The organism is Halomicrobium sp. HArcht1-1, from assembly GCF_058933285.1.
In genome coordinates, this window is the sequence record NZ_JBZYDL010000004.1 from 60,349 (window position 1) to 78,039 (window position 17,691).

General features: G+C 67.9%; 9 protein-coding genes. 3 read left to right on the top strand and 6 right to left on the bottom strand.

All coding sequences use genetic code 11. The features are described 5' to 3' along the window. Positions 1–61: 61 nt before the first annotated feature. From AC5FRZ_RS16865 to AC5FRZ_RS16880, 4 genes are all read right to left on the bottom strand, one after another. A complete protein-coding gene (locus tag AC5FRZ_RS16865; RefSeq protein WP_493565192.1) occupies positions 62–1,366 on the bottom strand; it encodes a hypothetical protein in 1,305 nt (434 codons plus the stop codon). Next, positions 1,366–2,046: a hypothetical protein gene (locus AC5FRZ_RS16870; protein ID WP_493565193.1), complete on the bottom strand. Its 681-nt coding sequence runs from the start codon at positions 2,044–2,046 to the stop codon at positions 1,366–1,368. Before AC5FRZ_RS16870 ends, AC5FRZ_RS16865 begins: the two co-directional genes overlap by 1 nt. A gap of 64 nt (positions 2,047–2,110) precedes the next feature. Then, positions 2,111–4,645, bottom strand: coding sequence for a serine/threonine-protein kinase (locus tag AC5FRZ_RS16875; RefSeq protein WP_493565194.1), 2,535 nt, complete (start codon positions 4,643–4,645; stop codon positions 2,111–2,113). 4 nt (positions 4,646–4,649) lie between these two features. Further along, on the bottom strand, positions 4,650–5,027 hold the full coding sequence (locus AC5FRZ_RS16880; RefSeq protein ID WP_493565195.1) for an aspartyl protease family protein: 378 nt from the start codon (positions 5,025–5,027) through the stop codon (positions 4,650–4,652). Between the two features lie 286 nt (positions 5,028–5,313). Here AC5FRZ_RS16880 and AC5FRZ_RS16885 point away from each other — a divergent pair, with 286 nt between their 5' ends. The 3 genes from AC5FRZ_RS16885 (at position 5,314) to AC5FRZ_RS16895 (ending at position 12,117) form a co-directional block, all read left to right on the top strand. Beyond that, entirely contained in the window at positions 5,314–6,558 is a 1,245-nt protein-coding gene (locus AC5FRZ_RS16885; RefSeq protein ID WP_493565196.1) for a site-specific integrase, read from the top strand. 64 nt (positions 6,559–6,622) lie between these two features. Then, a complete protein-coding gene (locus AC5FRZ_RS16890) occupies positions 6,623–8,692 on the top strand; it encodes a hypothetical protein (RefSeq protein WP_493565197.1) in 2,070 nt (689 codons plus the stop codon). Next, on the top strand, positions 8,689–12,117 hold the full coding sequence (locus tag AC5FRZ_RS16895) for a UvrD-helicase domain-containing protein (RefSeq protein ID WP_493565198.1): 3,429 nt from the start codon (positions 8,689–8,691) through the stop codon (positions 12,115–12,117). Before AC5FRZ_RS16890 ends, AC5FRZ_RS16895 begins: the two co-directional genes overlap by 4 nt. A 20-nt stretch (positions 12,118–12,137) precedes the next feature. On the opposite strand, the gene AC5FRZ_RS16900 is transcribed toward AC5FRZ_RS16895, so the two are convergent. After that, positions 12,138–13,388, bottom strand: a complete 1,251-nt coding sequence (locus AC5FRZ_RS16900) for an ABC transporter substrate-binding protein (protein ID WP_493565199.1) — start codon at positions 13,386–13,388, stop codon at positions 12,138–12,140. 256 nt (positions 13,389–13,644) lie between these two features. After that, the gene (locus AC5FRZ_RS16905) at positions 13,645–17,547 is read right to left on the bottom strand and encodes a PAS domain S-box protein (protein WP_493565200.1); all 3,903 of its coding nucleotides are present in this window, start codon (positions 17,545–17,547) and stop codon (positions 13,645–13,647) included. Positions 17,548–17,691: the final 144 nt, after the last annotated feature.

Here is a 17,691-nt window from a genome sequence, read left to right on the forward strand (position 1 = left end):
GTCACTTTGCCGGACGGCGCGTCTCTCCGACGGTCGACAGTGAGCGTCGGCGCTCTCGGCCTCAGTTCAGGGCGTCGATCGTCTGGTCACACGCCGGTGGGACGGCCTGCGCGACGGCCGTCGCGAGCACGTACCCCTCGACGATATCGTCCAGACGGTCTGGCCTCACGTCGCGATCGAACCGAGCGAGCCGCCAGTCGGCGTTGGTCACCTCCCAGGACACGTCGCTGACGACGGTCCGGGCGAGCGCGGCGTCGCTACTCGCTTCGAGGGCGGCATCGAGCGCGTCGTAGGCCGTCGTCCGCAGTGCTCGCAGTTCGTCGGCGCTCTCGACGCCTGAGATCTCGCCGGCATCGATCCGTTCTTCGATCTGCTCTAGCGCTTGGAACCGTGCCAGCCGTTCGGTCGCGTCGACGACGGCACTGGCCGGTCCGCTGGCGTCCTCGACGGTGGCGGGGCCGCGTTCGATCGATCGCCGGAGGTCTGCGACCAGGTTCTCTGCGACGCCCCACTCCTCCGGCGTCGGTTCCGGCGGGAGCTGGGACCGACGCGATCGAACGTCGGCCAGCAGCGTCTCTGCGCCGCTGGTGAGCGCGTCCTCGACGGTCCCGGCGTCGGCTGGCAGCGACTCGGTGAACTGACTGTCGAGGTGGCGGGCGTCGTCGAGATCGACTCGCGCCGACTCGACGGTCTCGCCCCACTCGGCGACGGTCAGCAGCGCCCCGTCGTCGTGGGTCCGTGGGCCGTCCATCTGGGCGAGTCGATCGAACGCGTCCTCGATGCGAGCGTGTACCAGCGCCGCTCGGACGGGGTCGGTCCCGCGGTACGTGTGCTCGTCCCAGAACGCGTGGGCGTTCGAGACGATCTCACCGTGCTCGCCGCGGAGACCATCGACCGACAGTCCATCGTCGGCCATCGCCCAGCCGGCGGCCGCGTATCTGGCTCGTTCGCGCGCCTCGCCCAGCGCCGTCAGCGCTTCCAGCTCCGTCCGGGCGGTGCGTGCGTCGTCGAGCGCGTCCGTCGCGTCGCTGGCGCTGTCGGTCAGACGCTCGCGGACGTACCCGTTGGGAATGTCGTCGGGTCCCATCGGCGTCGGGAGTTCGCCGAGCAACGCGTCGACGCGCTCGCGGGCCGCCGTGAGGTGCGAGGGCGCGATGTCGACGGGCACCGACCGGGCGACGATCGGCGACGGGATCGACTCCCGGTCGAGGTCGGGGAGTTCGTACACGCTGATCTGCTCGTCTGTGTCGTCGCTCAGCCCGCCGATCGATTGACAGCCGGCGACGGCACCCGTCGCGGCCACGGCCAGCAGCCCGCGACGCGTCAGGCGCTGTCGGTCCGCCACGTTCCGAGCGTCGTCGCCCATCACTGGTCACCTCCCGTCGACGCGGCGCTCGCACTGTCGCCGCTCTCGTCCTCGGCCCGATTCCGTCTCGCACAGCCGGCCGTGCCGATCGACGAGCCGTAGCCACGTACCTCGTCGGCAGAGAGGCTGGCCGGAATGCGGACGAGACGGGCTTCGAAGACGTGGTCGTCGACGCCACAGCGCGTATCGTAGGGGAGCTGGGTGCGCGCGTAGTCCGTCGACACTTCGTCGGGCTGCCACTCGATCCGACACAGCGTCAGCTCGAAGCAGGCTCGGACCTCCACGCTCTCCAGATACAGCGTCTGGCTGTCGAGGTCGGTCTCCGACAGGAACGAGTCGAGCCCGTCGGCCTCGACGCCGTCGGCGACCCTGAGCCGTTCCGCTCGGGCCGGCGTGTCGACGACGGTCCGCGAGTGTCGACGCCGCTCGCGGTGCGACCCGCGCTCTCGGTCGGTCTCGCCGTCTGGATCGGCGAGCCAGAGCGGTGCCTGCTCGGTCGCCCCACGGACGTGGACCATCTCGGGGTCTGTCGCGGACCCGGCCCCCGGCGCGTCCGTGTCGATTCCGCCTTCGGCTCCCCTTGTTTGCGTCGACTCGCTGGTGGCGCTGCCGTACCCGCTACAGCCGGCCAGCGCGGCGGCGACCCCCGCGAACGCGGCGAGGGACTCTCGTCTGTTCATGCGGGAGCTTGCAGTAACCGACACAAGAGAGCGGCGGTGGCTCCAATCTCGCTTTGAGCGACGCTCACCACTGGTCTGCCAGCACGTCACGGACCCGAGCGGCCGTTTCCGGACGCGCCGCTGGATCCGGACGCAGCGCGCTACGGAGCAGATCGTCGGCGGCTGGGGGGACGCCATCGCGAACGTCCCCCGGCGGGGCTGGGGCCCGCTCTCTCTTCTGTACTGCTTGCTCGACAGCGAACGGCTTCTCTCCGGTCAGGAGTTCGTAGACCAGCGTCGCCAGCTGGTAGATGTCCGTCTTGGCGGGCGGAACTTCACGCGCCCATTCGCTTTCCGGACGCTGTTCGGGTGCTCCGTATCCCGGCGTGTACGCTTCGTCGCCGCGGCTCAGTTCGTGTCTCTTCCGTGCGGTCCCCCAGTCGGCCAACTTCGGCATCGGCCACCCGCGACGACGCTGGAGGAGGACGTTCGCCGGTGTGATGTCCCGGTGGTAGATCCCGTGTGAGTGGGCGTGCTGTAGTGCGTCGGCGATACAGACGCCGATCCAGAGTCCCTGTGACACGGGCAGCGATCGCGCCTCGGCGAACTCTCCCAGTTCTCCCTCGTCGAGGTACTCCATCGCGATCCAGGGCTGGGGCTGGGCTCCCCAGCCGAAGATCGTCACGATGTTGGGGTGGTCGTGGACTCGGGCCCACTTCTCGGCTTCGCCGATGTACTCCGAGAGATCGGCCACGGTCCGACCGGCCGGTTCCAGTGGCCGCTTGAGCGCGATCGTCCGTGGCGCTTCCGCAGACGCCTTGGCCGGTGGATGCAGCGACGCTCTGTGGACCGTCCCCGTTCCCCCGTGCTGGATTCGATGGTGGAGCTCGATATCGCCGTACTCGATCGTCTCTGTGAGCCACGGCGTGTAGGCTGTCGCGGACACGACCGGCAACGCAGTCGGTGCGAGCGGGTGGTCCTTGCCGGCGTGTGTCACCGTCGACGGTCCGCTGTGTTCGAGTGCGGCGTCGATGGCCGTCGACACGTCTGGTCTCGACTCGGTCACCGCCGTCTCGGCGAGTACACGACGGGCCGACGGCGTCGACACCACTCCCAGCGCCTCTGCGAGTAGTCGCCGCACCCGTGGTGCCGACTCGGCCGCGAGACGCTCTTCCAGCACCGACGTGACGTGCTCGGGAGTGCTCGTTTCGGAGCGGACGAGCGACAGCAGGCCAGTGACGGCGTCGGCTCGTTCCGTCAATGTCGCACTCTCATCGGCTCGTCGACAGAGCCAGTCGACGCTCTCGTCGTGTGCCCCGACCTGCTCGGGGAACGCCCGGCTCATTGTCGCCAGGGCCTCGGTCCGGAGCGGTCCGAAAGCCGTCCGCTCCCCGGTCGGGACCGCTGTGAGGTAGTCCAGTGCCGTCGCCACCGCCGACTCGGGGAGTGGTTCGTCACTCGACAGGCGGGTCAGGAGCCACACGGCATACCCTCGTGCCTTCGTGTGGCGCTTGGTCGCCGTCTTCGACTCACGTTCCGCGGCCAGATACGAGCGCACCTCTTCGGTGGTATCAGCAGTGTCGAGTACGTCTCCGTGCGTCTCGTGGACCTGTCCGAGCAGTCGCACGACACGGTGGATCGATTCGTCGCGCTGTTCGAGCAGGTCGACACACCGTTCGACGGCGGCCTCGGAGATCTGCTCGGGGTGGCTGCGAGCGAGCTGGGCGAGTGCCATCGCAGCGTTCGACCGCACGTATCTCGCGTGCTTTGCTAACGTTCCAGTGTCTTTCGGGAGGTGAGCTGCGTCTTCCGCGTCTGTCTCCGTATAGCTCAGTAGCGTTTCGAGTTCGTCCCTGACGGGGACGACGACGGACGGATGTGTTCTGCCGATCTGCCAGAGCGATCTGACTGCACGGTTGACGTTCCGGGGTCGATTCTCGCGGTCGGCCACGACGGCGTGGAGTTCTGTCGCTGGTAACGCGGCCTCGGGTTCGGACAGACCCATGAATCCGAGTGCCCTGAGACCGACGCTTTGCAAGAGGTCGTCGTCGGCCGACGCGAGTTCGCGCAGGCTGTCGGCCGCGGTCGCCATCTCCGCTCTCACGAAGGCCCGCCCCTCGTGATCGTAGTGCCCGAGGTTCGTCAGGGCGAGGGCAGCCCGTCGCTTTCGAATCGCCTTTTGACCCGTCTGCAACAGGTCCAGGAGTCGTTCAACGACGACCTCGGTGACGGCGCTGTCGACATCGTTCGATGCGAGTCGACTGATTACGAGTGCGCCACGAGAGCGGACGCGTCCGGGATTCGACTCGTCGATCCGTTCTGTGGCGACTTCGGCGATTCGCTCTGCGTAGGTCCGATCGGCGTCTGTCGGGGCGAGCGTCGTCAGTGCGGCCGTGGCAGCGCCGTCTTTGACCAGCCGACTCAGCGCCTTCGTTCCGTTGTAGGCAACTGCTGGGTCGTCGGCGGTCGCTGCCTCGATCGCCAGATCGAACGGCTCCGTCTCTCCGTCCGCTGGATCGAACGATCGATCGCTCGCCACCGTCGCGAGTGCCTCTGCTCCGTTCAGGCGTGTCTCTGGATCGTCGCCGTCGAGTTGCGCGCTGATCTCTTCGAGTGACATTGGTTCAGTCGGTGGTCTGGTCGTCGGTTACGTCGACCAGCAGTTCGAGTTCGGCCAGCAAGTCCGCTCCGACGAGCATCTCACCGGTGTAGGCCGATCGGTCGCTGACGTCGACTTCGACGACCCTCGCTCCGTCGGACACGTCGAGTAGATCGACACAGACACAGACGACCTCGCGCGTTTCGGCCTCAGATCCCGACCGGGTCGTCACGTCGCCGACGGTGCCGGTCTCGCCGATCGCCGACAGGACACTCTCGTCGATCGTGCTCCGGTCGGAGCCCGTGTCGATCTTTGCCGTCACTCGCTGTTGCCCTGTGGTACCAGTCACCTCGACGCGCTCGTATCGCCCGATTACCGTCTGATCGTCAGCAGTGTCCGCCATCTCTACGCGATACGTAGCGACGCCCGGGAATCAATCTGTGGATCACTCTGCATTGTGGCGCTGTCGGCGTCTGTCTGCCTGCTCCTGTGTCTCTCCGTCTGTGACGGATTCCGGGACCGCGGCCAGTCACGCGCTCCGCTGGTGGCTGGCACAGCCAGCGCCGTCGGTAATCACGACCAGATTGAAGTGGCCCCGCGTCGTCGGGGCGCACGAACGATGCGACCGCCACACGCCGACGCCGCTTCGACGCTACCGAAGTCCTGCCGGAGTCGTGAGGTGACCGGCGGTGTCTGATCGGTCGCGCTCGACGCCGCTGACCGAGACCTTCGAGCGGTATCTCACGGACAAGGGGAAAGGTCGCGGCGGCGAGGGGGGCAACTACCGACGCAACGCGGCGCGCGAGCTCGATCGATTCGCCGCGTGGGCCGCTGGCGACGCCGGTTCCGACGACTGGTCCGGGATCGCTGACGACGCCGACCGGGGTCCCACCTTCGCCGATCTCGACGAACGCGTCTTTCGCGCATACGCCCGCCACCTCGCCGGTGATCGCGGGCTCAAGCAAAACACCGTCCACACCTATTACCGCTACGTCTCGGCGTGGTGTGGCTGGTGTGTCAACGAGGGGTACCTCGGAGCCCACTACGCCCAGCGGGCGAGCGCGATGGCCCCGCTACCCGAGGACGACGGCCGCAAGCCCGGCGACCAGCAGGCCTGGACCGCCCAGCAGCGCCACGCGCTCACCCGACACGTCGACGAGCGTGCCCGCACGGCTATCGAGACCTACACCACGCTGCCGGCGGACACCGATCCCCTCGACAAGCAGCGAGCCCGCTACGCGGCGCTGAAGGCGGCCCGCGACCGCGCGCTCGTGTTCGTCCTCGCGTACACGGCCGTCCGCGTCGGAGAAGTTCTCCGGGACCCCAACGATCCGCGTCGGCGCGGCGTCCGCTGGGGGGAACTCTCGCTCGACGAGGGGAGCATGGACGTGTATCGGAAGAAACAGCAGTGGGACGCCGCAAGCCTCCCCGACCCGGTGCTCTCGCCCCTGCGGAGCTACCGCCGGCTGCTGGCTCCGCCGACCGAGCGGTGGCCCGTCTTCCCGACGTTCGACCAGCGGACGCTCGGGGGCCTCGTCGAGGACGAGCTGGCCGACCGAGGGGAACGTCCGGACGAGATCAGCGAGCGACGAGACGCGTTCGCTCGGGACCTGTTGCTGGCCCTCGACGCGGACGTTCGACCGCCGTCGATCACGACCGACGGCGCTCGCTCGATCCTCCAGCGGCTCTCGGACGACGCGGCGATCGACGTCGACCACCCGAAACACGACTATCTCGCGCCCCACGGCGGGCGGCGCGGCATGGGCGAGGTCCTCGTCAGGGCCTTCGGCTACACGGTCGCCGCCCGCTATCTGGACAACTCCGAGGAGATGATCCGCGAGCGCTACTCACACATCGAGGCCGGCGAACTCGGCGACGTTGCGACGGAGGCCCTCGACGAGATGGAGGGGACCGTCACCGGCGGGATCGAGTGACGCCGCGTCTACTTTCACTTCGAGGCGAGCACCTTTAGGGCACAACTGCACTTCTCTCACAGGTATGGACGACGCTGCCGCCGCCCGGCGCTGTTCGCCCGCCGTCCACGTCCACGACGAGCAGTCCCTTCTGGAACGCCCGCAGCGAGCCCGCGACCCGATCGACATCGTGATGACGCCCGAGCAGCTCCACCAGCGCAACTGCAAGCGGGCGCTCGCACAGCGCAGCCGGCCCCGTTCGTCGGTCCTGTTTCGGACGCCGATCGACGTGGCGTCGCGGGTCCTCTCGACCCACGAGGGCCGGGCGGTCGAGACGCTCGACCGGCTCGACCGGCTCCGGCTGTTCCGCTCGCTCCTCGACGAGCCGCCCGCGGGCGTCGAGGCGCTCACCACCGTCTACGGCACGGCGCTGACCGAGCACGCCGAGTCGATCGAGGTCGCTCGCGAGGAGCTCCAGCTCCTGACCGGCGGGCGAGCCGACCGAGCGGCGGCGCTCGACGACGTTCGGTCGTCGCTGTCGGCGGCTGCCAGTGCCGACACACGCGCGCTCCGCACTGGGGTGGGTGCTCTCGTCGACGCTCTCGACGAGCGTGTCGCGGCCTATCCAGCTTCTGGGGCTGTCTTTCGGGCCTGTGCGAGCGCGATCGAGGCGACCGACGGCGCGGTGTGGTCGGCGACGTTCCCGACGATCGAGCGGATCGATCTCGCTGGCGTCAGCACCCTCGGCGCGCCGGTCCGGGACTTTCTCACGGCGGTCGAGGCGGCGACCGACGTCGACGTACACTACTACCTCCGGGCCGGGACCGGCCCGCGGATCGCCCGTCGACTGGCTGCCCGGTCCGGGATCGCCGACACCGCTCCGGATCGCGTCGACGAGTCGCCCGACCGCCGGCTCGACCAGCCGCCGCGGACGACCGAGATCGCAGTCGAGACGAGACACGACGAGGCTCGCACCGCGGCGGCGATCGTCGACGGGGCACTCGAAGCGGGTGCCGGCGTCGACGACATCGCGCTCGTCGCTCGTGACGTCGATCGCTACGAGCGGCCGGTGGGGCGCGCGCTGTCGACGTACGGACGGCACCCGTCGGTCTGGACGCAGCTCCCGCTGACGCGGACGCTCCCCTACCGGCTCGTCGTCGCCGTCTGTGAACTGCTGGAGGCGGCCGCGACCGACGACATCGCCGCCGACACGCTGCTGGAACCGCTCGCACTCCAGTGGACCCCACCCCGCGGCGGTCACGACCGCCCGACGCCACCGGCGACGGTCCACGCGCTCGGCCGTGCGCTCGACGGCGCGTCCCGTTCGCGGGTCGGATGGCTCACGGCCCTCCGGGAGCTCGACGGCGTCGACACGACCGCACGCGAAGCGGCGGCCGGCCTGCTGAACTGGATCGGCCAGCAGCCCGCCGAGCCCGCGCCGGCCGACATCTGTCCCGTCCTCGAGCCCGTCGTCGACGCGTTCGACGAGTCAGTCCTGCCCCGCCGGGCCGCGTCAGACGGGCCGGACTACACCGAGACCGCCCAGACCGCCCGCGCCGTCGAGCGCGTCGCCGGCACGGACGACGGCGATCACCTCCTTCGCGAGACGCGGGCGAAGTACGCCGACTGGCTCGAACGGGGCCACCTCGACCGCTCGTGGGACACCGTCCTGACGGTCCTCGACGCGCTCGCGACCGCCCGACCCGGTCGGCGCGAACACGCCAACGCCGAGCGCATCGACGTGCTCGACGCGACGGACGCCTGGCTCCGGACGTACCCGCTCGTGGTCGCGCTGGGGTTCGTCGACGGCGAGTGGCCCCAGCGTCCCCACGGCGAGTTGCCGGCCGAACTGCGGGCGGCGATCGTCCGGGGCCAGACACGGTCGGCACGTCAGTTCCCCGTTCGGGGGGCCTGGTCGCCCGAGCGGGACTTCGATCACTTCGCCGACGCGGTCCGGGCTGCCACCGACCACCTCGTCGTCACTCGCTACACCAGTGACGTGGACGGCGTCCGCTACGAGCGGTCGCCGCTGCTTGCCCATCTGGACGCCGACCGCCTCGCGCCCGAGCGGGTCCGTCGATTGCGGGCCGGCGACGCATCGACGCTCCACGACTGGATCGACGACGGCCCGAGCGTGGGGGGTGGTGGCCGGTGACCGACGGCGTCCCGCCCCTGGAGGGCGCACAGGAACGCATTCGCGACGCGTTCCTCGCTCACGACCGGGGGCTGTTCGTCCTGAACTGCACGGCGGGGTTCGGCAAGTCGACGACGGTCGAGCGCGTCGCCGCCGAGGCACTGGTCGAGGCGGCCGCTTGCGAGCCCGCTCCCGAACGGGGGCTCTGCGTGGTCTCGTTCTCCCGCGAGGACGCTGCCGGCATCGTTCCGGGGATCACTGCCGCGCTGACCGCGTTCGCCGACGACGAGCAGGCGACGGCGACGACCATCAGCCCCGAGCGTTCACAGCGGCTCCGCGAGCGGGTCCGCCACGCCGACCACGTCGGGACCATCGACAGCATCTTTCGCACCGTCTTCACGGAGATTCACGCCGAGTACGGCTTCGACCAGATGCCGACGGTCGGTAACGACGCGCACCTCACCTCGCTTCGGGAGGCGGCGCTGGACGCCCTGCGTGACCGCGAGTCACTGACGGCCCGGTTCGAGCGTCTCGACGAGGCTTACGGCGACGAGACAGCCAGCGACGGACGGGGGGCCGACGAGCGCACGCTGGACGCGCTGCTCGAAACGGCCCGCTCGGCCAAGCGCGCCCGCCGACTCTCCAACGAGCAGTTCCGCGACAGACTCCTGGGCGCGATCGACGAGGCCTTTCCGGACGGTCGCCCGGCCACGTTCGACGCCGTGGTCCGTGACGTGGCGCGGTTCTTCGACGAGGAGACCGCCGCGGCGTTCCGGCAGCGACACGACGACGAGGCGGCGGTCACGGCCCAGTCCCGGACGTGTTTCGACCGCTGGCGTGCGCGTGTCGAGGAGTTCTGCTCGCTCGTGGCCGCCTACGAGACCGAGTACGACCGTCGGTGTCGAGAGCGCGGCGTGCTCGCCCACCAGGACGTGGCGTACTGGGTCGCCGACTTCTTCGAGGACGCTGGCGACGCCGACGACTCGTTCCGTGAGCGGGTCCGACAGCGCCACGCGCACGCCCTCCAGACGCTCGTCATCGACGAGGCCCAGGACGTGTCCGTCGCACAGCACGACGCGCTCGCGCCGCTGGTCCCCGACGACGCTCGCGTCCTGCTGGCCGGCGACACCGACCAGTGCATCTACGCCTGGCGCGACGCCCGGCCGGCGCTGTTCACGCGGGCGTTCGAGGCGGGGGAGTACTTCGGACGATCCTGGACGCCCCACGAGCGGGCCGACGCCGCACGGACCTACCGGATGCGACCGGACGTCTCGGCGGCCGTCGACGCCGTTTTCGAGACGGTGTTCACCGATCCCGCACGCGGTGGCCTACACCGGTCCGGCGACGACTACACGCTCGTCGAGACCGACCGCGAGCCGACGAGCGAGCCGGCGGTCCACGTCGCGAGCTACCGGGCACAGGGCTCGCCGGGGACGACCACGTGGTTCGAGGAGAGCGAAGCAGCGCCGCTCTCGAACTACCTCCACGGTGCGCTGGCCGACGACGGCTTCGCGAGCCGAGACGCCGACGGCCCGGTGGAGGTCCTCTTCCCGACGCGGACGAACATGCGCTCGCTCGCCGCCCGTCTGGAAGCGACGGGGCTGTCCGTCGCCGACGCCAGCGAACTGCTGTTCGAGAGCCCGCTCGTCGAACTCGTCGTCGGCGTCGTCGAGTGGCTCGTCGACCCGTTCGACCCGGAGCGAACGCGTGCGCTCCTCGACGGTGCGGTTCCGGCGGTGACCTGCGACGACGGGACGACCGTCCACGAGATCGCTGCGGCCGCCGATTACCGCCTCGACGAGATCGGGACCGACGATCGACTTCCGGCCCGCGTCGAGACGTTCTTCGACGGCCTCGCCGAACTCCGCGGGCGGCTCGCGCGACGGACGGCCGATCCGGGAGCGCTCGTCGTCGCGAACGTCGTCGAGACGCTGGCCCTGGCGACCGATCCGTTCGACCAGGTCGACGATCCGCGGCGCTGTCTCGCCGTCCTCGACACCCTCGTCGAAACCGTCGAGGAGTGGGAGGGGACCGACCGCTACGCGCTGTCCGAGCTGGCCGACGTCCTCAAGCAGTACCGCGCGTCCCCGTCTCACGGGCCGCTCGTTCCGGTGCCCGACGCCAGCGACTACGACGTGGTGTTCCGGACGATCCACAACGCGAAAGGCGACGAGGCCGACGTCGTCTGTCTGGCCGATCTGAGCCGCCCGCTCGGAGTCAACGGCCCGCACCGCGATTCGTTCGTGGCCCGCGGTGAGACGCTCGCGCTCGCACCGCCAGCGACCGCGCCGTCGGTCCCGATCGACGAACCCAGTGCCCACGGCGTCGAGTCGGTGCCGCGGCTCCGCTGGGCGACGAACCGTTGGGTCGGGGACGAGCAGCCGCGAATCGGCGGCCCGCCGGTGTTCAGCGAACTCGCAGCCGCACACCGCGCGGACCGCTGGCGGACGCTGTACGTCGCCATGACGCGTGCTCGGGACCACCTCGTCCTCTCGGTGCCACGGGACGCGACGAGCGTCGGAACCCCGCCACAGGACAGCTGGGTGACGACGATCCGGCGAGCACTCGATCTCCCCGACTCGCTCTCGCGCGGTCGGATCGACACCACACTCCAGCGACCGACCGGGGAGTACCCGCTGACGATCGGCTGTCTCGACGTGGCCTACGACGCCAGCGTCTCGCCGTCGAGTCGCCCGACGCCACGGACCGCGCTCGCGCCGTCGCCGACCCGGACGGGCCGGACGCCGCGCTTCGTCAACGGCAGTACGCTCTACCCGCTGGCGACGGGACTGGACGAGCACTGGCTCGACCACCTCAAAGGGACTTCACTTCACAGCGAGCGCCCCGCTCCCGCCGACGACCTCCCGCTGGCCTTCGACGCGGTCGGTCCCGACGACCTCGGCACGATCGCACACGACGTGCTCACGACCGCCGTCGAGCGAGGTGTCTCGACCGAAACGCTGGAAAACTGTGCCGAACCGCTGGCGGAGAGGCTCGAAGCCGCCATCGACGAGCAGTGCCGCGCCGTCGGGGGCCGCGAGCGCCAGCAGGTGGTGCGCTACGTCCGCGAGACCGTCTGTCCGCAGTTCGCCGCGACCGGCGTCTGGGAGCGCTTGCAGTCGAGCGCCGTCTACGTCGAGGAGCCACTCGACGCCGTGATTCCCGTCGCCGACCACACCATCGAGACCCGGAACCACGCCGACATCGTCTCGCGCGCTCCGGACGGCACGTGGTACGTCGACGACATCAAGCTCGTCCTCGCCGACACCGACGCCACCCGCGACAGATACGCGCTCCAGACTGCCTTCTACGCCTGGCTGCTCGAACGCCAGCTCGACGACGCGACGGTCCGGGGGCGCATCACCTGCGTGGGCGAGCGCGTCGATTCGACGGCCGGCACTGCGCCGGTCGACGACATCGAGTCGTGGCTCGCGCGGTTCGCGTGAGCCTCGTACCGCTGGCAGTATCAGAAATCGCCGGTCGCGATCGCTGCCAGCCGTTGTCGGTCGAACAGCTGTTCGTCAGCCGACAGCTCTCCGTAGCCCGGATACGCGCCGAACTCCTCAGGGTAGAGCTGCTTTGCCGCCATCTCGGTCTGGAACATGTTGATGATCGGTCCCTGGTAGGGCGTGCCCCCGACGTACAGGTCTCCGTTGTCGACCGCGGTCACTCTGCTCCCGACGGGGTGGTCTTCGAGCAACTCGCGTTGCTGCTGGATGTAGTTCGTGCCGTCGAAGTCACGGTAGGTGATCCCGAAGTTGAAGATGATCACGTCGGGATCGTACTCCAGCAGTCCCTCGTGGTCGACGGTCACCGACGACTGACCGTCGTAGGCCCCCTCGAACGCGTCGACGACGCCCAGATCTCGATACTGCTTTTTGCCCCACGTCGCTTCGACCTCGGAGTTCGGGTTGTAGACGACCCATCCGTCCCGGTTCTCGGGGTTGTATCGGCCGTTGACCAGCGCCATCGACCGCCGTTCCTCGGCCGGTGGGAGCCGAGTGGTGACCTCCTCGACGAACGGTTCGTACAGCTCCAGCAGTGCGTTCCCCCGTTCTCGTTCGCCGAACAGCGCCGCGTACTTCGGGATGTACTCTGGGAGCGAGAGGTAGTCGTAGGGCTCACCGACCGGCCAGTGTGTCCAGCCGTCGAAGCGCTTTCGCCTGCTCTCGTTGCCGAACCAGGGGGCGACGTCCGCTTCGATCTGGCGCGCCCCTTCTTCGTCGAGCCCGTAAATGCCCATCAGGGCGTTCGGGTCGACGGCCATGAGGTCCGGATCCAGCTCGTACACCATCTCGATGTCCGTCTCCCGGTCTTCGGTCGTGATCTGGGCGAGGTCGTCCGTCGACGGTGCGGTCACGCCGTCGAGGAAGTCGTAGAACCCGGTGTACCAGAAGCTCGGATCGACCATTCCGACCGCGCCGTCTGCCTGTCCGAGCGCCGTCAGCACGTCGGCAGTGAACCCGAGCCCGCCGATCCACGAGGACGGCGGCGCTTCGAGGGTTACCTCGCCGACGGGAGGCATCGTCGCCGTGTACGACTCCTCGGTGGGTGTGTCCTCCTTCGACGCCGTCGGCTCGGGGGTCGGCGTCGCCGTTTCGGTCACGTCAGACCCCGAGCTCTCCTGATCGGTACAGCCGGCCAGCAGGCCCGATGCGGCGACGGTGAACCCGTACTTGATCGCGTCACGTCGCGTCGATGTCTCGTCGTCGACCATGCTTTTAGGCTAACCTAAAGGTATAAATGCGCTGTGGTTTAGGCCGACCAAACACCTTCGCCACCCTGTTTATACTGCCGGCTGTCACTTCGTGACGATCTTTGCCACCCCGGGGTGGCGAAATCGGTCACAGATGTACAGCCGGTAGTATTACTGCGGCCCCCACGTCTGTCGCTGGTCGCCGTCGGGACTGGTGGACTGCTGTCGCCGTCCGATCTCGTCGGGCGGAGCCATTCGTGACAGACCGCCGGCAGTGTCACGGGGACATCTCGAACTCGAACCGCGCTCCGCCCGCTGTCCCGCCGGTGACACTGACCGTCCAGCCGTGGGCCTTCGCGATGTCTTCGACGATCGAGAGCCCGAAGCCGGTGCCGCCCTCGTTGGTGGTGGTGCCGTGTTCGAACACTGTCGCTCGCTTCTCCGGCGGAATGCCGACACCGTCGTCTTCGACGTAGAACCCGTCCGTCTCTGCCAGTCGTCCCACTCTCACCGCAACCTCCTCGCCGCCGTGTTCGACGGCGTTTCGAAAGAGATTCTCGAACAGTTGGGTCAAGCGACCGCTGTCGCCCGCGACGACCGGGACAGATTCGACCGTCAGCGTCGCCGCGCTGGTGTCGACGTACCCCCACGCTTCCGTCGCAATCGTCTCGAGGTCGATCTCCTCGGTCTCGGTCACCGTCGACTCGCCACGCGCGAGCGTGAGCAGGTCGTCGATCAGACGCTCGATGCGCTCGTGCGCGGTCTCGATTTTCTCGAAGTGTGCCGGATCCTGTGTCTGCTGGACGATGTCGGTGAACCCGATCGCGACGCTGAGTGGATTCCTGAGGTCGTGGGCGACGACGCTCGCGAACTGGTCCAGCCGTTCGTTCTGGCGCTGTAGCTTCGCCTCCCTGTTCGCCCGACCGAAGGCGGCTTCGACGGTCGCTCCGAGGATGCGAAACAGGTCTACGTCCGTCTCGGAGAACCCTCGCTCGTTCGAGGTCCCGACGCCGACGAGCCCGTACTCACCCAGTGGAACGAACAGCCCACTCGCCGGCAGCGCGTCTGCTTCGTCGATTCCCGGCTCCGCCTGGAGATCGTCGTACGTCCGCAGCTCCGAGGACTCGAACGCCTCCCAGGCCAGATTCTCATCGGGCTGGAGCCGTGGCAACTCGCCGAGCAGGTCCCCGACGGCCTCACTCGACGCCAGCGGAACGAGCTCGTCCGCTCGTTCGTCCGATTCCCAGATCCCCGTCAGCTCGAAGCCAAGAATTTCGACGGCTGTCTCGACAGCGATCTCACCGATCTCGTCGCTGGATTGTGCCCTGCTGAGCCGCTGGGCCGTCTCCTGTAGCGACCGCAGTTTCGTCTCCAGTTCTTTTTGCTCGGTGATGTCCTCGAGCACTGCGAGGATGCTCGTCACCTCGCCGTCGGGATCGCTGATCGGCGCGACCGACAGCAGCAGATCCAGTTCGTCGCCGTCCTTGGTCTCTCGTCGTATCTCCTTGCCGCGGATCCGCTCGCCGCTCAGGGCTCGCTGTCGGTGTTCGTCGAACTCGGCCTGCCTGTCTTCGGGGATCATCGGATTGGGCTCCCCGAGCACTTCCGCTCGCGACCAGCCGAACATCTTCTCGGCCTCGTCGTTCCAGCGGACGACGGTGCCGCCACGGTCGATCTCCATCACTGTGAGTGGCGTCGCCTCGATGAGCGATTCGAGCCGCTGGTTCGTCGCTTCGAGATCCCGCTCACGTTCGACCTGTTCGGTGACGTTGCGTGCGATACCGACGATCTTGACGATCTCACCGTCGACCATCACCGGTGCGAGGCTCGTCTCCCAGAACCGCGCGCCCTCGTCGATGGCCAGTTCTTCGCGGTACGAGATCGGCTCTCGCTGCTCGACACAGCGGCTGTAGTTCGATTCGAGCGCTGCGCCGCGTTCCGCTCCGAACACCTCGCTTGGCGTCTGGTGGCGAACGGCCTCGGTCGTGAGCCCGGTCTGATTCTCGTATCCCGAACTGAGCCGTGAGAACTCGAATGCCGGCTCCGAGCCGGTCGTATCGACGTTCAGCAGGAAGATCGCGTCACCGGACGTCTCCAGCAGCGCCTCGTACTCCTCTGCGAGCTCTCGGTGGTCGCGCTCCTGGGCTTTTCGCTCGGTGATGTCCTGAAAGACGCCACGGAGTACGGTCGTGCCGTGGGGTGTGCTGTCGACGCGTTCGCCCCACACGCGCACGTCCCGGATCTCGCCGTCGGCTCGAACGATCCTGAGGTCGAGGTCGTAAGCCTCGCCGTGTTCGAGTGTCTGCTCGACAGCAGTCGCGATCGTTTCCCGGTCGTCGAGATGGTAGAAGTCGAGTGCGTCTTCGAGTGACGGGTCGTAGTCGTCATCGACACCGTGGATTCGACGGACGCCGTCGGACCACTCGAGATCGCCAGTCGAGGGGAAGTACTCCCAGACACCGATCTCTGCGATGTCCTGTACCCGCTCGAAGAGGAAGTCCTGCCGTTCGAGTTCGGTCTGGTCGCGACTTCGGGATATTTCGGTGCTCACCAGCTCCGACAACAGTTCGACGAATGTCCGCTCGGCCACCCCGAACGGCGTGACTCGTGTGGTCGGGCTCGAGAAGTTGATCGTTCCGTAGCGCTCACCGTCGACGACGAGTGGCGCACCGATGTACGACTCCAGGCCGAGTTCGCGATATGCGGGATGGGTCCGCTTTCCGTCGGCGACCGCGTCGGTGAACGCACAGATCCCGTCATCGTCGATGACCTCCGCACAGTACGTCGCTTCGAGCTCGAACTGCGCTCCCGGTTCGATGTCGGCTTCCGGTGCGTGGACTGCCTCGACGGTGTAGTCACTGCCCCGAACGCGCGATGCGATCCCGATGTCCAGGTCCAGCGTCCGACAGCCGACCGCCAGCAGTTCCCGGAGTCGGGTCTCGCCCGAGACGTCGCTCTTTGCCATGACGCTCTGAAGCTCTCGGAGCGCGTCACGCTCTCGCTCTACTCGTTGCTCGACTTCGCTCTGTTCCGTGATGTCTCGGGCGACGACGAGGACCTGCTCGCTGGTGCCACTCCGGAACGGCGTCACGCGGATGTCGAAGGTCCGCTCGTCGTTCCCGACCGCCATATCGACCTGTAGATCCGAGTCGTACAGGCCGGTCAGGCCACCGTCGCCCTCTGGCCCGTCGAGTGCGGCGTCGATGACGCTTCGTAGCTGCTCTGTCTCGTCGTCGGAGAGTCGCTCCTCGACGACCGCGTCGAGCTGTCGCCCGTCGAGTGTCGTCGACTGGTTCCCCCCGACCAGGCGTTTTCCGGCTCCGTTCGCGAACTTCACGACGCCGTCCTCGCCGACGACGAACACGATGTCGTGGATGTTTTCGAGGATGGCCGCGCTGCGCTCCAGTTCTCGTTCTCGCTCCCGTTCGTCGGTGATCTCGCGCGAGAAGACGGTCAGGCCGTCGTCGTCGGGAAACGCCCGGACCTCGACCCAGTAGTCGAAGGGGTCGCCGAGGCGCTGTTCGAACGACACCGGTTCGCCAGTCTCCATGGCAGTCTGATACCGCTCTTCGAGTTCTGTGCCGACGATCGAGGGGAACTCGTCCCAGATTCTGCTGCCGACGATGCTCTCTGGGTCCCTGCCGATCCGGTCGGCCATCTTCTCGTTCATGTACTCGATCCGCCAGTCGTCGTCTACCGCGTAGATCGCGTCTGTGGCACGTTCGAGCGTCCGCTGGAACCGGTCGGAGAGCCGCTGTGCGATGGCCGCTTTGCGTGTGGCTTCGACCAGCGTGTGGATGCGGCGTGCGAGTAGCTCGAAGTTGTGCTGGTCTGCCCGCAGCGGGATGTAGTCCGAGACGCCCGCCTGCGTCGCTTCGCTGGCGATCCGCTCGTTGCCCCTGCCGGTAAACAGGATCGTCGGCAACTCGGTGTCTGCCGATCGGAGCTGCTCGATGAGCTCGATTCCCGTTCCGTCCGGCAGCGAGTAGGAAGTGACGACACAGTCGATGGCCGCCGTCTCGATCTGTTCACGGGCGGCTGCGACGGTGCCGGCAGTCGAAATCTCGAACGCCGAAGAGTGATTCTGGAGCTTGGCGCGTGCCAGATCGACGAAGTCGGTGTCGTCGTTCACATACAGAAGACGAATCTCCTCCGACGTGGCGTTCTCTGTATGATTCATTACTGTACAGAGGCGGTGCTGTTTAATCAATCACGTGCACCGATTCTCTTTCCTGATAGTCGAAGGTCTCGATCGAGTCGACGACTGTCTCTCTCGGCCCGTCCCGAGTACGCTCATACTGCCGGCTGTCACTTCGTGACGATC

Coding starts and splice junctions, on each gene's coding strand:
- AC5FRZ_RS16865 (WP_493565192.1), bottom strand. CDS start 1,366: ATGGGCGACGACGCTCGGAACGTGGCGGACCGACAGCGCCTGACGCGT.
- AC5FRZ_RS16870 (WP_493565193.1), bottom strand. CDS start 2,046: ATGAACAGACGAGAGTCCCTCGCCGCGTTCGCGGGGGTCGCCGCCGCG.
- AC5FRZ_RS16875 (WP_493565194.1), bottom strand. CDS start 4,645: ATGTCACTCGAAGAGATCAGCGCGCAACTCGACGGCGACGATCCAGAG.
- AC5FRZ_RS16880 (WP_493565195.1), bottom strand. CDS start 5,027: ATGGCGGACACTGCTGACGATCAGACGGTAATCGGGCGATACGAGCGC.
- AC5FRZ_RS16890 (WP_493565197.1), top strand. CDS start 6,623: ATGGACGACGCTGCCGCCGCCCGGCGCTGTTCGCCCGCCGTCCACGTC.
- AC5FRZ_RS16900 (WP_493565199.1), bottom strand. CDS start 13,388: ATGGTCGACGACGAGACATCGACGCGACGTGACGCGATCAAGTACGGG.
- AC5FRZ_RS16905 (WP_493565200.1), bottom strand. CDS start 17,547: ATGAATCATACAGAGAACGCCACGTCGGAGGAGATTCGTCTTCTGTAT.